The following is a 17,610-nucleotide window of genomic DNA, read 5'->3' as shown; positions in this document are numbered from 1 at the left end:
AGTTACTTTTTTTTCATATAGTCCACTAACTTTTGAGGTCCTTCAAGCAGTAATCTTACAACTTTTAGTGTTCCATCCAAAGTAGTATCGATTTGCCATTTTATAAGCGAAATTTGACCATTTTCGATTTCAATGCCCGTTATGCTCCTTGGATGTACACAACTACCATCATTGAAAAAGGGAATATCTCCGGGTTCCGGAAACCTAGGTCTATGAGTATGGCCTACAATGGTAATGAGTAGGTTGTTCTGTAATATCCATCGTTTGATCCGGCGCTCCAGCTTTATCAGTTCCTTAAAGTTCTTTGCCGGGCTGGTGGGATCCGCTATACCCCAAACCTGCAAGGGTTTCCAAAGAATGCGCACCAAAAACCTACCCCATCGCCAAAAGGTATAGTTCCACCAATCTGCCTGGTGCCCGTGGGTAAGAAACAATTCCTGTTGGGTCTTGGTATGTTTCAATACGATGGCCTCGTTGTAGGTTATACCTTCAAACAACTCCTTATCGGTATTGTCAATAGGCTCAAAATAACTGGAGAGATACTTGTCTACATAAGCCTTATCCTTATAGACCATATCATGGTTTCCCCATATCATATGTAGCCTCTTTTCCAAATGAAATTTTTTCAAGAGTTTATAGACATTCTTGTGGGCCTCAAAGATTGATTCAAAATGAAGGTTTTCCCAAAGTTCGTCACCATCACCCAACTCGCAATAATCGAAACCTTCATTGTAATAGTGGTTTAGGGCGTGGAAATAAATGTTCCTGTTATTGGCAAAATCATCGGCGAAACTATTGTCTCCCCGGTGACAATCACTAAAAAGGATAAACTTAGAGGTATCATCAAACGAAATATATTTTGCGTTTGAATACGCTCTTGAAAGTCTATTTGAGGAGGACATCTACAAAGTTTTTATAAATATCCGAAAAACCGTAAAATCGCAATGTAAAACTTTAACAAAAAACAGGTGTATGTTTTGTAATTTTGAGAGAGTATGGGAGACCAACGCAATATGGGATGTGATGACAAATTAAGACCCTTGGTTTATCAAATAAGTTTTGATAAACTTTTAAGGGAGTATGAAAGTATGCTTGATGGCGATGACCCTGTATTGGCGGCAAGGGCCAAGCAAGTTCTTGATGCCCAAAAGCCCTATCCAATGTTGCGGGACGGTTTTTCCGATCTTGAATTGATAAAAGAGCACCGGGAGGTCATTTCCTTAATCCTACAGGATAGTTTTTCGCCTATCTTGGGCGAGAACGAAATTAAGGTAGCATCCATTCCTTATTTCGATTTCTTTTTCAATCCCTCCAAACGTTTTCAAAAAATCGTCAAACAGGCTGGTCCAACGTATAAACCAAAAATAAGGAACCAGGAAATTGGGGTGGATTACATCATGGGTTGTATCGTTATTCTCAAGTTCCATTATGGGGTTGAACTTGATTTTAGCAGGCCCTATTTTTATGATATACCGGATTCGAATGGGGTAATGCACCATTACCGCATCATGTACAATGCGGACTTCATGGAAATTCTTCCTACGGATAAATCCAAAGAACTGTCTGAAGAAGATATCAATGAGCTTATGGAAAGCCCGGATAACCTTAGCCTTTGGCAGGATAAGATTCCGCCCGATAGCTTTGTGGCCAAGGGCTTTATTATTGCCAATATGTTCGATGTAACTTCGGAGCATTCCATTTCTGAAATAAAATCCAGCTTAATCGCGAGCGACAAGCGGTCCAGCGACAATTTTATGGAAAACCTACAGGAAACCTTTCGGTCATTCTTTAGGTTGCCCGATATAAAGGTTGGTTTTGTGGTCTATAATGCAAAAAAGGACCAATTTGAACCAGTATACGGGAAAAATATGACAAGCTTTATCCTCAACGGAAAGGATTCGAAGCCTTGCCATGATGCCCTCTGTAATTATTCCTATAAGAAGCTAATTCAAGAAAATAGTTATTTTGCCATTTCCGATGTAGAAAAATATAACAAGACATCGAATGAAAGTGATCCATACCACGTGCTGGAAGGACAAGAGATTAAAAGTGCCATATTGGCGCCAATGGCCTTTGAAGGCGAGCTTTTGGGTGTTTTGGAAGTAGTTTCCAATCGAAAAAACGAATTGAACGGAGTCAATGCACGAAAGCTGGATGATGTAATGCCCTTCATAGTTTCTGCAGTGGTGCGGTCCAAGGTAGAGGAAGAAAATCTAATTGATGCCATTATCCAAAATGAGTGTACCTCTGTGCATTCTTCCGTCTATTGGAGATTTCAGGAAGAGGCAAAATACTTTATAAAAGATCAGTTGGAGAGTAGATCTCCGTCCTTCAAGGAAATCGTTTTTAAGGATGTTTATCCGCTATATGGTCAAATCGATATTAAGGATTCGTCCAAAGCCCGTAATAAGGCCATTCAAAGGGATTTGATGATTCAATTGTCCCAAATCAATGGCATCTTGGAGGAGGTATTGGCAAAAAATAGACTGCCCATTTACGAGGAACTCGTTTTTAGGGTAAAAAACCATTTGGACAGTATCAAGGAAATGCTCTATACCAATAGCGAGCAGGCCATTTTTGATTTTGTAAAAGATGAAATCGACCCTGTTTTCGATCATCTAAAAAAGACGGACGCTAAAATCGCCCAACAAATAGAGGCCTATGAGGCCAAGATCGATATGGGAACGGGTTCCTATTATGATCATAGAAAGAACTATGATGAAAGTGTGACCATGATTAATAAGAAGTTGGTCTCTGTCCTTGATAAAAAACAAGAAAACGCACAGGGTATGTTCCCGCATTATTTTGAACGCTACAAAACGGACGGAGTGGAACACAACATGTACATTGGGGAGAGTATTAGCGAAAATGGAGGTTTTAATTCACTTTATTTAAGCAATCTTAGGTTGTGGCAGTTACAGGTCATGTGCGAGATGGAAAATGTTCATTATAAACTTAAACCTGAGTTGCCAATTCCCTTGGATGCCACGTCCCTGATTTTGGTTTACAGTTCCTCATTGTCCATTCGGTTTCGAATGGATGAGAAAAAATTCGATGTGGATGGAACTTATAATGCCCGTTATGAAGTCATTAAAAAGCGTATCGATAAGGCATATATCAAAGGAACCAACGAGCGACTTACCCAGACTGGCAAAATTGCAATCGTCTATTCTCAGAAAAAGGACGAGCTGGAATATTTGAGATATATCAAATTTTTAAAATCCAAAAAATACTTTACAGACAAGATAGAAATCGTTGAGTTGGAAGGACTGCAAGGAGTTTCCGGTCTAAAGGCCATTAGGGCAGAAATTTTATACAAGACCGATCAAGAATCGCAGGAATCCTATACCTACGAAGATCTAATGGCTACTTTAAAAGACTAATGCTTGGGATACCAGTTCCTGTAGCTGTCTCTCCGGGCCAAAAAATTTAAAGGACAATGCAAATGCTATAACCGAAATAATCATTCCAATCATAAAGGTTGTATACGTCCAACGTAACAAGTTGTATTTTTTGTTCAAGACAACACCCAAAAAATAGAGATCTTTGGTCAGTGACGAATAGATATAGTCCTTGTCCTTTACCAATTCATTGATGGCCCATTCATAATCGGGTAGGTCCATTTTGTGGAAATTTCCAAAAAACAAAAGGTTCACCTTTCTTTTTGCAACATCTTCTTTAGTGAATTCCCCACTGGTAACATTTGGCCTAGTGGCCAATACGGCCAAAATCATGGATATGACACTGAATAGGACAAAGATTGCGGTTGGATAAATGAGATAATCGTTAGAGGGATTATCCAATTTGGGGATAAGGTTTGATAAAGCCAATGAGATGATTATGGCGTTGACCGAAAGTAGGATGTTCGCCTTTGTATCCGCTATGTCACTCAAAGTAAGGTGGTTCCTGAGCGTAACACGGAATAAAGTTTGTATGCCCCTATCCGGACTTTCACCCTTGAATTTTGCCTTTAACTTCTCTTTTTTTGCGATTTTCTTGATGGATTTTTTCTCTTTTATGAGCTTCTTTAAATTGTCATCCTTTTTCTCTTGCCAGATTTCCTTGGCGTAATCCGTATAATAGCGATGTTGATTGCCCAACATTATTATATTGACATCCACCCAATCTTTGTAAGCATAGTCGGCTATGTTCAATAGTTTAAGCTCTTCGCGTAATAGTTCCGATGTTTCCAAATAGCTTGTTTGCGCAAAGTGCGAAGCGTCTGCGTCCCTGATGATCTCTTCCTCAATGGAATTGGGCACTGAATCTTTCTCCGTCGCCATAATTAATCGGTTTACTTTGGAAATCAGGTCCGGGTCATAACCTTGGTCCTCAAGGAATTTTGTCGCAATGATGCAGCTATTTTTTTCGTGATCTTTAGTCCCCACCGTATATCCAGTATCATGGAACCATGCGGCAATTTCCAATACTTCTTTTTCCTTATCCGATATCGCACATGCTTTAGATAATTCTTTAGTACTTTTAACAACACGTTGCGTATGCCTTAGATTGTGGTAGAGATAGTTTGAATCCAACTCCTTTGTCAGCAAGGTTACAACGTGATTTTTGGTATTCTGAAGAATATCCGCCATGAGGAAATATTTTTAGGAATTCCAAATTACAAAAAATAGAACATAGGGACGTCTTCATGAAAAAATATGGTACCGCTCTTTTATTGCTTTTTTTGATTACGGGTTGTGCTACCTATAGGACAAAATATGCGGACATTCGGGATTCAGAGGATATTCAAATCCACAAGGAAGTTGAACATACCTTTTATCTCATTGGCGATGCGGGCCTTTCTCCTTTAGGGGGTATGAACCCGGCTTTAAAAATCTTCAAAAATAAACTGGATCAAGCGGATGAAAATAGTACGGCCATTTTTTTGGGCGATAACATTTATCCGGCAGGATTGCCGGACCCCAAGGATTCTACCGTAGCTTATTTAACCGCTAAGAGCCATTTGGATGCACAATTGAGAACGCTTACCAATTTTAAGGGAAGAAAGCTTTTTATACCGGGCAATCACGATTGGTACACGGAAGGCCTCATTGGATTGGAACGGGAAGAGGATTATATCAAGGAACAACTGAATGATAAAGATGCCTTTTTGCCAAAAAATGGTTGTCCAATTGACGTAATAGAGGTGAACGATGCACTGGCCATCATTGTTTTGGACACGGAATGGTACCTCACCAACTGGAACAGGAGGCCGGGTATCAACGATAAATGTGAAATAAAAAGCCGGGAAAAATTTCTTTTGGAGCTTGAAGATGCCATAAAGGATTACAGGGATAGAACTACCTTGATTGCCATGCACCATCCAATGACTAGTTATGGTCCTCACGGTGGTCAATACTCTTTCAAAAAACACTTTTATCCAAAGGACCAACCCGTTCCTTTGCCAGGTTTGGGAACCTTTATAAATATTTTGAGGCGGACATCCGGGGCTTCCACAGAGGATATGGGAAACAAACGATATTTAGATCTTGTAAAAAGGGTAACGACCTTGGCGCAATACTCGGATAGGGTCATTTTTGCCTCTGGCCACGAACATACATTACAGTATATCGTTGAAAACAGTACGCCTCAGATTGTAAGTGGTTCCGGAGCTAAAAAGGGAGAAACAAGGTTATTGAATGGATCCCGGTTTTCCACCGGTAGAATGGGTTACGCTACCTTGGAAGTCTATACCGATGGGTCTTCACGGGTTCGGTATTACGGTGTTGATGGTCAGGGGAATGAGGAATTCCTTTTTACTTCTGCAGTATTGCCCCCAAATGCACAGAAATTGGACACTATATTTCCTAGAATTCCCAACAAGGAACTAAAAGCATCCGTTTACACCAAAGAGGAAATCGATAAATCCGGTTTTTTCAAGGCGATTTGGGGAGAACGTTATCGTAGCTATTATGGCAGGGAAGTGACCGCACCCGTGGTCTATATAGATACCTTGTTCGGGGGACTTACACCCGTTAAAAAGGGAGGAGGGCATCAGTCCAAGTCCTTGCGTTTAAGACATGCTTCCGGAAAGGAATATGTCATGCGCGCCCTTCGAAAACTACCTGAACTGTATTTGCAATCCATGGCTTTTCAAGATCAGTACCTTATGGACGATTTAAAGGAAACTTATACAAAGGAACTGCTGGAGGACTTTTATACAGGTTCACATCCCTACGCCCCGTTCACGGTTGGTAAACTTTCCGATGCCGTTGGAATCCTTCATACCAATCCGGTACTCTATTATATTCCAAAACAGGAAGCGTTGGGTGAGTACAACGAGGTTTTTGGAAACGAACTCTATATGATCGAAGAGCATGCCGGAGATGGACATGGGGATTTGGAGAGTTTTGGATATTCCGATGAACTGAAAAGCACGGATTCCATGCTTGAAGACCTTCGGGATGACGAGAAGTATGAAGTAGACACTTATGCCTACATCAGGGCCAGATTGTTCGATATGGTCATAGGAGATTGGGACCGTCATGTGGACCAATGGCGATGGGCGGAGTTTAAGGAGGATGGAAAGGTTGTCTATAGACCGGTTCCCAGGGATCGTGATCAGGCCTATTCCCAAATGGGCGATGGCATTTTTATGGGTCTTGCCACCCGTATCATCCCCGGACTCAGGTTAATGGAAGGTTTCCATGAGGAAATTAGAAACGTCAAAGGATTCAATTCCTCTCCAAAAACGTATGTACTGGATCTCGCCTTATTATCCGAAAGTACCTTGGAAGATTGGAGGAATCAGGCCAAATTTTTACGGCAAAGGATTGATGAGAGGGTTATTGACGAAGCGTTTACCATGTTTCCAAAGGAGGTGCAGGATGCAGGTGTTCAAGAAATCAAAAGAATTCTGCTGTCAAGGGTTCAAGGTATTGAAAATACCGCTATCGAATATTTTAAAGTCTTGAACAAATTTGCCACGGTAGTGGGTACTGACAAGGATGATTGGTTCGTAATCACCCGATTGGATGAGCAAAGAACCCAAGTGAGCGCCTATAGGATTATTGATGGGGAAAGGAAAAAGCAGTTTTTTGATAAGGTCTTTTACACTTCCAACACCAATGAAATCTGGGTTTATGGCCTGGATGACGATGATATTTTTGAGGTAAAGAATCCAGACAATTACGGTGGTATTAAAGTCAGGATCATTGGCGGACAGAACAATGATATTTATAGGATTGGGAACGGTAGGGGAGTAGCTGTCTATGACTACAAAAGTAAAAAGAACACCTTTGAGGAGGTGACAAAAACCAAGGTCAAACTGACTGACGATTATCCGGTGAACACCTATAACCCCTTAAATATTAGAAGTAGCAATAACCAAGTGATCCCAACGGTAGGCTTCAATCCAGATGATGGTGTCAAAATAGGGTTTATGGATACCTACACCTACAATGGTTTCAGGCAAAACCCCTTTACCCAACAACATTCCTTAAGTGCTTCCTATTATTTTGCCACAAGTGGCGTAGAACTACGGTACAAGGGGGAGTTTGCCAATGTATTCGAGAGTTGGAACTTGTCGCTGGATACACGATTTACCACCCCTAATTTTGCCATAAACTTTTTTGGATTTGGGAATGAAAGCGAAAATTTGGACGATGACTTGGGCTTGGATTATAACAGGGTACGTATCCAGAATTTTGAATTTGCCCCATCATTGGTATGGAGAAGCCCTTTGGGTGCCAAATTCGACCTGGGGGTTTCATATGAATCCATTGAAGTAGAGGAAACTTCAGATCGTTTCATCAATACGTTTTACCAACAGAACGGACAGGAGACTGGCAATAGTTTTGTAGGCGTCCAAGGAACCTATTCCTATGAAAACCATGACAACCGGAGCTTTCCTACCATGGGCATGGCGACCTCCATTGCCTTGGGCTTCAAGGAGAACATTGGTGTGGCCAATAGGAATTTTGGATATTTGATTCCAAGTATCTCCTTCGACTATAAATTGATTCCTAGTGGCCGACTCGTTTTGGCGACCAAGTGGAAAGGGCACATAAATATAGGGAATGGTTATGAGTTCTATCAGGCTGCCAGTATAGGGGGAACCGATGGATTAAGGGGCTATCGAAACCAACGCTTTACAGGAAAGGCTGCCTATTACCAAAATACGGATGTGAGGTTTAGCTTACGTAAAATGCGCACCCGAATTTTACCTTCGGCATTGGGGCTTTTCGGAGGATTTGACTATGGTAGGGTATGGTCGCCCGGAATTTCCTCAAACACTTGGCATACTTCCTATGGTGGTGGTTTTTATCTGAATAGTGCGGATATCCTGACCTTGAACTTTGCCCTGTTCCATAGCGAGGACGGACCTCGTTTTACCTTTGGTCTCGGCTTTGGATTTTGACCTTGCTTAAGTCCAGGGAGTATAGATTGTTGCCAGAACCATGAGAGCTTTCATCGGACAATAAAATCAAATCTTCATTTAAGAAACAGATAGATTCTAATTGCGTCCTAATGCCCAAATCTATTTCCTCAATTTTTCCGTTAGAGAAATTATCCCAGGTAAAATCCGTAAAAATGAACAGCTTTCCGTAACTGAGTGCGATTATCTTCTTGCCGCTTGGTGAAATAGCTATGCCCGTAATTTGGCAGGTCTTCCAATTCTTACACACATTGATTTCCCCAACTAAATTGGCCTCGTATACTCCCTTTTGATCCGGGACACTATAGATGTAAGCACTACCGGTAAAGGGATTGGCCCTGTTTTTGGTTACGATGAACAGTTTGTTGTTATGATGGAAGATAGCTTCGGCATCAAAATAACGGCCCGATTTCTTAGGGGGGAACTCTTTTTGGTTGGGGTAGCTTAATTCAATTTTCTCGGCATCGATTTTATCGCCAGGTTCTATTTCCGGATTGGGAACCTTGTAAATTTTCAGGTTTTTCCTGCTGTTGTTGTTATTGCCTATATCGGCGATATATACATTTCCCAACGAATCTTTGGTAAGATCTTCCCAGTCATCGTTGTCCCCGTTTTTCATCTTCAAGGTCTTTAGGATATTTCCCTTAAAATCGACCTTATATAACTCATCCTTATTCCCTCCATCTTCAATAATCCAAACCGTGGAATCCTTTAGGCTAACCATTCCTGAGTTTTCCTTGAGGCTGCTAGGCAAATCTGTAACGACCTTTAGTTGACCGTAATTTGTACAGGAAAAGAAGGTGAGGGATAGTAAAAAAAGAAACGTTCTAATCATAGGGTAACATCTTGATACGAACGTATGAATTTACGAATCTAAAATTTATTGGCATCGCCAAAGGGGTCTGTACTTCGAGAATTTTCCTTTGGTACTTTTTTATTCGTGATTTGTTGCGACCGCGTTGTCGTTTTTCATTTTTATCTTGTCAATAAGCAAGGAACCTAATTTTCTTCCTTGGCCCACGCCCACTTCTACAGCGGCCCGGTAATGGATACCCCCGTACATTCTGCTGATTGCAGCCTCGTCCGCAGCTTGGTTGAAAGAAGTAAAACTTCTAACGGGAAGACCATAAGGAAGCTCCGTATCGTCATCAAAGCTAAAATCGTCCCCAAAGATATCCGTTAAGGCAGTGGCGGCCGCACCTGAAACAACGCTATGCCCACTTGTATATTCCGGGAAGGGAGGGGTTTGAAGTATGGGAACCCAGTTTTCGTCAATATGTTGATTTATCAAAGTTTCCGGGCGGATAAGATTACTCCGGTACTTTTCGTCCCAGCAGCTGATAAAACCATCTGCGATGGCCATAGAAGTTTTGGTATATGCATAAAGTGATTTTTGAAAATCACTATCTGTCTTTCTGCAGGCAATTTTGGTGATACCGATCCAATGGGCCCCTGGGGTAATTTTTTTGGTGGCAAACATCAAATGTCCGCGGGTTACGGATACATACGGATTACAGTCCCAAAATTTGGCTATGGCCACTTCTTCGGACGCATCGCCAATGGCGGTAATCCGGTTACTGGTTTCGTAGACCTCCAGAAGCTCCTTATAGAATTGGGAGTTCTTGTCCATGGAGAAGGCCGGAGGCGGTACCGGTTTGAACTGTGCTGCGGAATCCAGGAAAAAGGGACGTATTTTGTTCCAATGGGGTTCAATACCGTCCATATAGGCAGGTGGGGTGGGTTGCCACCTTGCAGGGTCGTCCGTATCCACCGTAAATTTGGGCATGGTGCGGGTCTGCGGGTAGTTATCCTTGTTCATCCATGCCTTAATATGCTCCGCAACTTTTTCCCCATAGGCTTTTGAGGCTTCAAATTCCGTCTTGTTGATGGTTTCCCATTTGTTGAAAAGGCTATCCTGTAAAACGTTGAATTTGTCCTCTGAAAATATCAGTTGTTTGCTAATGTTCATGTGGGCAATAAGTGCCGCCAAATTGGGATTCACATTTTGTAAGGAGTCCATCTTTGGTATCGGGGTCAATTCATTTACCTGTCCGGCCAAGGAATTATATTCCGGATTTACTTGTGCAATGATTTCGTAGGCCGCAATATTGGGGTAGGCGAATATTCTACTGGCCACAGGTGGGGAAAAAATGTCGTGTATCATTATCTCTACCACCTTATCAATGGATGTATGCAGGTCTTCTGCCGTTACCTTGATCGGTTCAGTGCTAGGCTGCTTTTCCGGGGAACAGGAAAAAAAGACCGCTAAAAGCAATACTGCCAAAACTTTCTTGAACATCTTTAATTTCATTTTATTTTTCATCATCAATTTGCCCTCGATTTAGCAACAAAATTACATTATTTTGACTGCCAATCAATTCTTTAGGGTTAAAAATGAGACTAAAAGGTCTACATTAAACTTTCCTTAAACCTTTTTAGTTTTTTATATGTAAAATGTTCTAATCCAATTTGTGACTAAGAGTAAAACTTTGACATTGGGCTTCATTCTTATTATAAATGGTCCTATTAGTTCTAACGAGTCTTATCGATGAATTTAGTCCCGGTCAGTGGTAAATGGCCTACCTGAATTATAAAAATAAAAGATACGCGCATTACAGAAAGAATATTGTGTTATGGGAGTTGCTGGGCAAATCCTAACAATCCAAGTATCAATTTCCTTTAAGGATATAGGAACGATCGTTATTTGTCAAAATCAGAAGTTTGTTTTGGGAAATTGGGGCTATTTTTCTCGAATCTGAACCTTTCGGAAGTTCCAGGAATCTTTTATGGATAAAGTTCCTATTGGAATCCATTTGAAGAATCCCCCCGGGGTTTTCAATGTTTTGGCCCAATTCGTTTGTTTGCCCCTTGAAATTTCCAACGTAGTATATACTCCCATCTTCCGATATAAAGAAGTCCTGAATACTACTCATTTGTGCAGGTATTGGTAATGGAACTGCTTTGATATTTTCTCCTAGGTTTAGATAGACCATGGAACGAAGTTCCTGTACCTGTTTGGTCTCCATAATTTCTTCTTCCTTTTTACCCGTCAAATCCTCGATACCTTCAATTTTTGAAAACTTGGTATAGCTCAAAAACTTCTTCTTTAAATAGGGTAGTTGTTCCGTGAGCTTATCCTTAGAGGCAAAAGGTACATATTTACCGAAGAAATCATAAAAAATAATAGGATCCGGTTGTTGGTTTTCATCAAAATCATCGATGTATAATTTTAAGGGACGCTCTACACTTGTCTTTATCTTAAAATTTAAACCGGCATTCCCCACCAATAGGTCCGGTTGGCCATTGTTGTCCAAATCCGTTACCGATACGGTATTCCACATTCCGTTTGTGTTTTCCAGGCCCATTTTCTGGGTCTCGTTCAATAATTGGGAACCGCCTTGGTTTATGAGAACCGTAACGGGCATCCAATCACCTACGATTACTAGGTCCAATAGACCATCGGCATTCAAGTCCGCCCATTCACTGTCCGTTACCATACCTATTCTTTCCTGTTGTAAAACCACGAACTTTCCGGTACCATCATTTTTTAAAATATAACTAACGGGTGACAATCCATAACCACCGGGAATGGAACGATTGCCAATGAAAAGATCGTCATAGCCGTCTCCATCAAAATCCGCGGCAGAAACACTACCTCCATTGGTTTTAATCAAAGGGATGTTGAGGCGTTCAAATGTACCCTTTCCATCGTTCACATAGATCCGGTCTTCCAAATTGGGATTTCCTTCCACCAGTTCATTGCTCCCACTCATTACATAAAGGTCCAGATCGCCATCATTTTCAATATCGAATGCGACGGCATCAACATCTTCATAAATGACATCCTTTCTAAGGCTGGTATTTTTAACTTCGGAAAAAGTACCATCGTTATTTCCAAAGTAAAGGGATGGGGATTGATATTTGGCACCGCCAATAAAAAGGTCCTCCATACCATCGCCATTAAAGTCTGCTTTGACCAAGGCAGGGCCTTCGGTGGACAATTTTTCAGGAATTAGGCGTTCTCGCTCGTAGTCAAGATAATTGTTCTCTAAATGGACAAAATTGAAAAATTCATAATCGGTGGCTTCTCCCAGTTCCTTTTTTGGTGTATCAGGTAATTTCGATTTTCTTGTAATAACATGTTCTTGATTGATGCCTAATCCTGTTTCCGATTGTACTTTTCCATCCAACCATCGAATTTGAATAGAATCTATGCTAGTGTTGTTTCCCAATCCAAAATGCAACCTATGCGTAGAAGAAGACTGAAACCCTTTTACGGTCGTCAGTTCTTTTATAAACCGATTTTCTCCTGAAAACACCAGTACTTTGGCCCCATATGGACTCTTATATTCCTGATTTCCCTGCAATTTGACAGAGACATAATTGTTGTTTCCGCCACGATTACTTGTATTCTCCAAAAGGCTTGCCTTTTGATTGATGTTGTTCACCAAGAGATCAAGATCACCATCGTTGTCCAAATCTGAATACGCGGCTCCATTCGAATAAGAGGCACTGAGTCCAGAAGCTTCCGAAAGGCGCTCAAAGGTAAGGTTTCCTGTATTCCTAAAGATTATATTGGGAATATTTACCGTAGGGATTTGAGCAATTAGCTTGGATTCAATTTCATTTTGTTCTTCTTGTTGGTATTTTGAAAAGTCGATATTGCTTAGATAATTTATGTAATCCAGGTCGTTGGGTCTTTTATAGATGCCATTGGTTATAAAAATGTCGTTTTGTCCATCATTGTCAAAATCCTGTATCAATGGAGACCAGCTCCAGTCCGTGGCATGTGTATTTGTTAAAAGGGTAACATCCGCAAAATGTCCTTGGCCCGTATTCAGTTGGAACGTATTTCTGGCGTATTGGTCCTCAAAACCAAAACCTTTTTTGATGAGGTTCACTTTATCCGAGTCCTCACCGCCCGATCTCAAAAAGATTTGTGCGTCAAAAGGCATCATATCCAGCGAAAAGACATCGGGAAGCAAATCATTGTTTATATCGGCAATATCAACACCCATCGTAAAACGTGAGGTATGATTAAAATAATCTGCCACAGATTCCTTAAACGTTTTATCACCTTGGTTTATATAGAGATAATCGTTCTCATGGAAATCATTGCCTACGTAGATATCTAAAAACCCGTCGTTGTTGATATCGGAAACACTTATTGCCAGACCATATCCTAGGGCACTGCTGTAAATACCGCTGGCATCTGTCACATCAACAAAAAAGGAAGCCCCTTCATCCAACTTGTTTTCATAGAACCGATCGCCGGACAAGGAATCTTTTTCTTGGCGTAGGGAAATATTACCATAACTTCTAGGCGTATGAACGGAATGGTTTAAGAGATACATATCCTGATCTCCGTCATTATCGTAATCGAAAAAAGCGGCTTGGGTTGAAAACCCGGAAAAATCCAGACCATATTCTTTGGAAACCTCTTTAAAAGTAGCATCACCATTATTTAGATAAAGTGCATTTTGGGACTTAAGACTTTTGTAATCGCCAACCTTACAGACATAGATATCCAAAAAGCCGTCATTGTTGACATCGGTCATCGTAGCCCCGGTTGACCAGCTAGTATCCATAAGAAGGCCAGCGTCCTCAGTAATATCCTTAAATTTTAACCCACCTAAATTCAAATAGAGACGGTCCGGTTTTTGGTTTGCCGTTAGGTAGACGTCTTCCAATCCGTCGTTGTTAATATCCCCTATCGCCACGCCACCACCATTGTAGTAATATAAATATTCGATGATGTTTAGATCTCCCGTATCCTCAAGGTCATTGGAAAAATTGATTCCGCTGCTATCCGAAGGAACATCCCTGAAGTAAATAGGAGCCTTTTCCAAAGTAGCCTTATCTTCTGGTACTTTGTTACACGCTAAGAATAGGAATGTAGCTGTTACTAGTAGGAGATTAGCTTTCATTAGTTGAATTTAAATATTGCTAGGGAGTCTCGATTTCTACTTACGAATAACTTTTGGTCGATGATGCCCATGTCCCTAATTTCACCTTTAACTTTGAAGCCCTTTCCGCTTTTTATTGTTTCAAATTTAAGTCCTCCCTTGTTTTCCAGGTATACACCATAGGAAGCATCATATCGTCCCACCTCTGGTTTTACATTGTATAGATTGCCTCCCAACACGATGTCCTGGTCGCCATCTCCATCAAAATCGTTCGTGGCAATTGCATAGGTAGTTGAAAATTGGGCAGCGATGGGGAGTGGCAAAACCTCGAAAGTCAAGTTACCGTTATTTACAAGTATAACGGATTCAAGGGTGTTGGCTTCCAATGTTCTTGCTTCTTTCAAGGCCTCCTCCGAAAAAATAGCTGACACAGATGCATCTTTAAAGGACTCATAATCTGGATATTTTTTTGTAATAGCCTTTATTTGTTCGATCAAATCATGTCTAAGTGCATAGGGGTAATCCTGTCCATCCTCTCTTCTAAATGTGAGTATGGGGTCAATAAATCCGTTTTTGTCAAAATCGGCAGCGTATAAGCGTATAGGCCGGTCTTTACTGGCTTTAAACCGACTGTTTAACCCATGGTTTCCAACAATGAAATCAACATCGCCATCACCGTCCAAATCACTGGGGACAATGGTGTTCCACCAGCCTTTTAAATCCAATAACGGATTATCTGCCTTTCTAACAAATTTTCCTGCTTCGTTGATAAATATTTCGATTGCCATAAATTCACCAACAATGATCAAATCTTCATCCCCGTCATCATCCAGATCTTGGAAGAGGGCCGAGGTAATCATACCCATGCCCTGAAAATCTGTTCCGGCAGTCATCGTGATATCGGTAAAATTGCCGGTTCCGTCATTCTCCAACAAAAAGCCCGAACCGGCCATGCCATATTTTAAAGGAATCATACGTTCCCCCACAAATATATCCAAGTCACCATCTTGGTCTATATCAGAAACATCGATAGTGGAAGAACTATGAAAGGTATTGCTAACAGGAAGCTTTTGATCGGATAATTTAAAATTCCCCTTACCATCGTTTACATAGAGACGGTCCAAGAATTCAGCGGAATACTGTGAATATTCGATACCACCACTGCACACGTACAGATCCAGGTCGTTATCCCCATCGGCATCGAAAAAAATACTTTCCATATCCTCAGAATTTTTGCTTTGGTCAAAGTCGGTGGTCTTTTTTAGGATGAAACCATTTTCGGTGTTCATAAAAAGACTTGGGGGGTTCCCTTTTGACCCACCTATGAATAAATCTACCCTTTTATCACCATTGACATCGCCAAAAGCCATTTTAGGACCTTCGGTACTTACCATGTGATTAAGAAGACGGTCCCTGTCAAAGTCAACGAAGCGATTCTCCAGATGGACGAAATCCAATAGCCCCGCTACTTTTTCGAAAAGTTTGGGTTCCGAAGGAGATTTATCCAATGTTGGGTCTTGCGCATCTTTTTCGTAAACAATAAGTGTCCGGTTTACTTTGACGTCATTTAGTTTGGTAATCTTTCCTGAGGGCCAAGTGATTCTTACCGAAACGTTTTGATTCTTGGGCAATCCGATATTCGGCCTAATGTCCATGCTGGATTGAAATCCCCGTACGGGCTGATTTTCCACCGAGATATTGTACGGTAGCACCTCAATTTTAGTACCAATGGCATAGGTGTTATTGCCTTCGCCCCGTAAATCAAACTTGAGGTAATTCGATTTTTTGGAATCCATGGTAGTATTCTCATAGACAAAAGATTCCATGTTAAGGTTATTTACTACTAGATCCAAGTCACCATCATTGTCCAAATCTCCATAGGCAGCCCCGTTTGAAAAACTCTCCACAAGTAAACCGGATTCCTCGTATTTTTCGAATTCCAAATTACCAAGGTTTTTATAGGCATGGTTTTCAACTTTGTTCGAAGGAATTAGGTCAATGAGTTTGGCATAGTTCACCGAATCTGTTGTAATCATGGATTTGAGAATTTCGGTATTGGAAATGTAAGTTAGATAATCTTGGTCCGTTAAATCCTGATACACTCCGTTGGCGATAAAAAGGTCTTTAAGGCCATCATGGTCCATGTCGAATATCAAGGCGCCCCAACTCCAATCTGATGCTTCCACACCACTTAGCCTACCTATTTCGCTAAAAGTATTGTCCGCATTGTTTAGCTGGAAGGTATTCCTTGTAAATTGATGGTAATATCCACTATTAAGGTTTAATTGGTATTTATTCCAATCTTCAAAAGTGGTTACCGTCTTTAATCGATCATATTCCGATGGAAGCATTTCCGTAACGAAGATATCGTTATAGCCGTCATTATTGATATCCGCCATATCCGCTCCCATGGAAGCGACGCTTGTGGCGGTAATTTGATTTTCCAGAGATTCCGTAAAAGTGCCATCCTGATTGTTGATATATAGATAATCACGCTCGAAAAAATCATTGGAAACATAAATGTCCTCCCAGCCATCGTTGTCCACATCGCCAACGGTAACCCCCAGTCCAAAACCTATGACACTTCCATAAATCCCAGCCTTTTCGCTAATATCCACAAAGGTGCCATCTACATTTTCCATGAGTTTGTCACCACCAAGGATATCGCGTTTGTTACGTTCGTTCTTTTTTAGATCAAAACCACCGATGGCTTTGTAGGAATTATTCAGTATATAGACATCCAAATCCCCGTCCTTGTCAAAATCAAAAAAAGACGCGTGCGTAGAAAAACCCTTATCATCCAAATTATAGTCGGCCGCCATTTCTTTGAAGGTACCATCCTGTTGGTTGATAAAAAGTTCGTTCTGTTTGTTTTCGCCATTTAAGTCACCTGAATTACAAACATATATATCCAGATAACCATCTGCATTGATATCTACCATGCTTACACCGGTTGACCATGGCCTTGTACCCCCAACATGGGCCTTTTCTGTAATATCCTCGAATTGAAAATTGCCTTTGTTGAGATAGAGTCTATTCTCTTTTTGATTGGCAATGAAGTAAATATCGGGCAGACTATCGTTGTTTATATCGCCAATGGCAACACCTCCACCATTGTAATAGTTACGATATCTGTAGACATTGAACTCTTGGTCATATGTTAAATCGTTTACGAAATCAATGCCAGTAGTTTGGGCCGATAGTAATTTGAAAACTGTTCCTTTTACATCATTGGCGGGCTCATTGGTTTTGTCTTTACAAGAGGGCAGGAGCAAAGTCAAAAAAGCAAATGCACCTACTCTTAAAAGCATCTTATCAAACGTCGTT

The 17,610-nt window shown here is 41.0% G+C and carries 8 protein-coding genes; 2 read left to right on the top strand and 6 right to left on the bottom strand.

Features of this window, described 5'->3' with window-relative positions; genetic code table 11:
- Positions 1–2: 2 nt before the first annotated feature.
- Positions 3–902 carry a metallophosphoesterase family protein gene (locus tag ACZ41C_RS05275; protein ID WP_138257005.1) on the bottom strand — a complete coding sequence of 300 codons (900 nt, stop codon included), beginning with the start codon at positions 900–902 and terminating at the stop codon, positions 3–5.
- Between the two features lie 93 nt (positions 903–995).
- On the opposite strand from ACZ41C_RS05275, the gene ACZ41C_RS05270 reads away from it, so the two are divergent.
- Entirely contained in the window at positions 996–3,383 is a 2,388-nt protein-coding gene (locus ACZ41C_RS05270) for a GAF domain-containing protein (RefSeq protein WP_464564855.1), read from the top strand.
- On the opposite strand, the gene ACZ41C_RS05265 is transcribed toward ACZ41C_RS05270, so the two are convergent.
- A complete protein-coding gene (locus ACZ41C_RS05265) occupies positions 3,372–4,592 on the bottom strand; it encodes a Pycsar system effector family protein (protein WP_154918036.1) in 1,221 nt (406 codons plus the stop codon). The genes ACZ41C_RS05270 and ACZ41C_RS05265 overlap by 12 nt on opposite strands.
- Positions 4,593–4,648: 56 nt before the next feature.
- On the opposite strand from ACZ41C_RS05265, the gene ACZ41C_RS05260 reads away from it, so the two are divergent.
- The gene (locus ACZ41C_RS05260) at positions 4,649–8,359 is read left to right on the top strand and encodes a metallophosphoesterase (RefSeq protein WP_464564854.1); all 3,711 of its coding nucleotides are present in this window, start codon (positions 4,649–4,651) and stop codon (positions 8,357–8,359) included.
- Here ACZ41C_RS05260 and ACZ41C_RS05255 read toward each other — a convergent pair.
- The 4 genes from ACZ41C_RS05255 to ACZ41C_RS05240 form a co-directional block, all read right to left on the bottom strand.
- Positions 8,331–9,212: a hypothetical protein gene (locus tag ACZ41C_RS05255; RefSeq protein ID WP_138257008.1), complete on the bottom strand. Its 882-nt coding sequence runs from the start codon at positions 9,210–9,212 to the stop codon at positions 8,331–8,333. The two genes, ACZ41C_RS05260 and ACZ41C_RS05255, sit on opposite strands and share 29 nt — an antisense overlap.
- Before the next feature lie 99 nt (positions 9,213–9,311).
- Positions 9,312–10,676: a vanadium-dependent haloperoxidase gene (locus ACZ41C_RS05250; protein WP_464564853.1), complete on the bottom strand. Its 1,365-nt coding sequence runs from the start codon at positions 10,674–10,676 to the stop codon at positions 9,312–9,314.
- A 370-nt stretch (positions 10,677–11,046) separates the two neighbouring features.
- Positions 11,047–14,304, bottom strand: coding sequence for a VCBS repeat-containing protein (locus tag ACZ41C_RS05245; protein WP_464564852.1), 3,258 nt, complete (start codon positions 14,302–14,304; stop codon positions 11,047–11,049).
- Positions 14,304–17,594, bottom strand: coding sequence for a VCBS repeat-containing protein (locus tag ACZ41C_RS05240; RefSeq protein ID WP_464564851.1), 3,291 nt, complete (start codon positions 17,592–17,594; stop codon positions 14,304–14,306). The genes ACZ41C_RS05245 and ACZ41C_RS05240 overlap by 1 nt, the downstream gene beginning before the upstream one ends.
- Positions 17,595–17,610: the final 16 nt, after the last annotated feature.

This window comes from Maribacter sp. C-4077 (assembly GCF_055378385.1).
The sequence above is the reverse complement of the archived record's forward strand: the minus strand, read 5'-3'. Positions and strand labels throughout refer to the sequence as shown.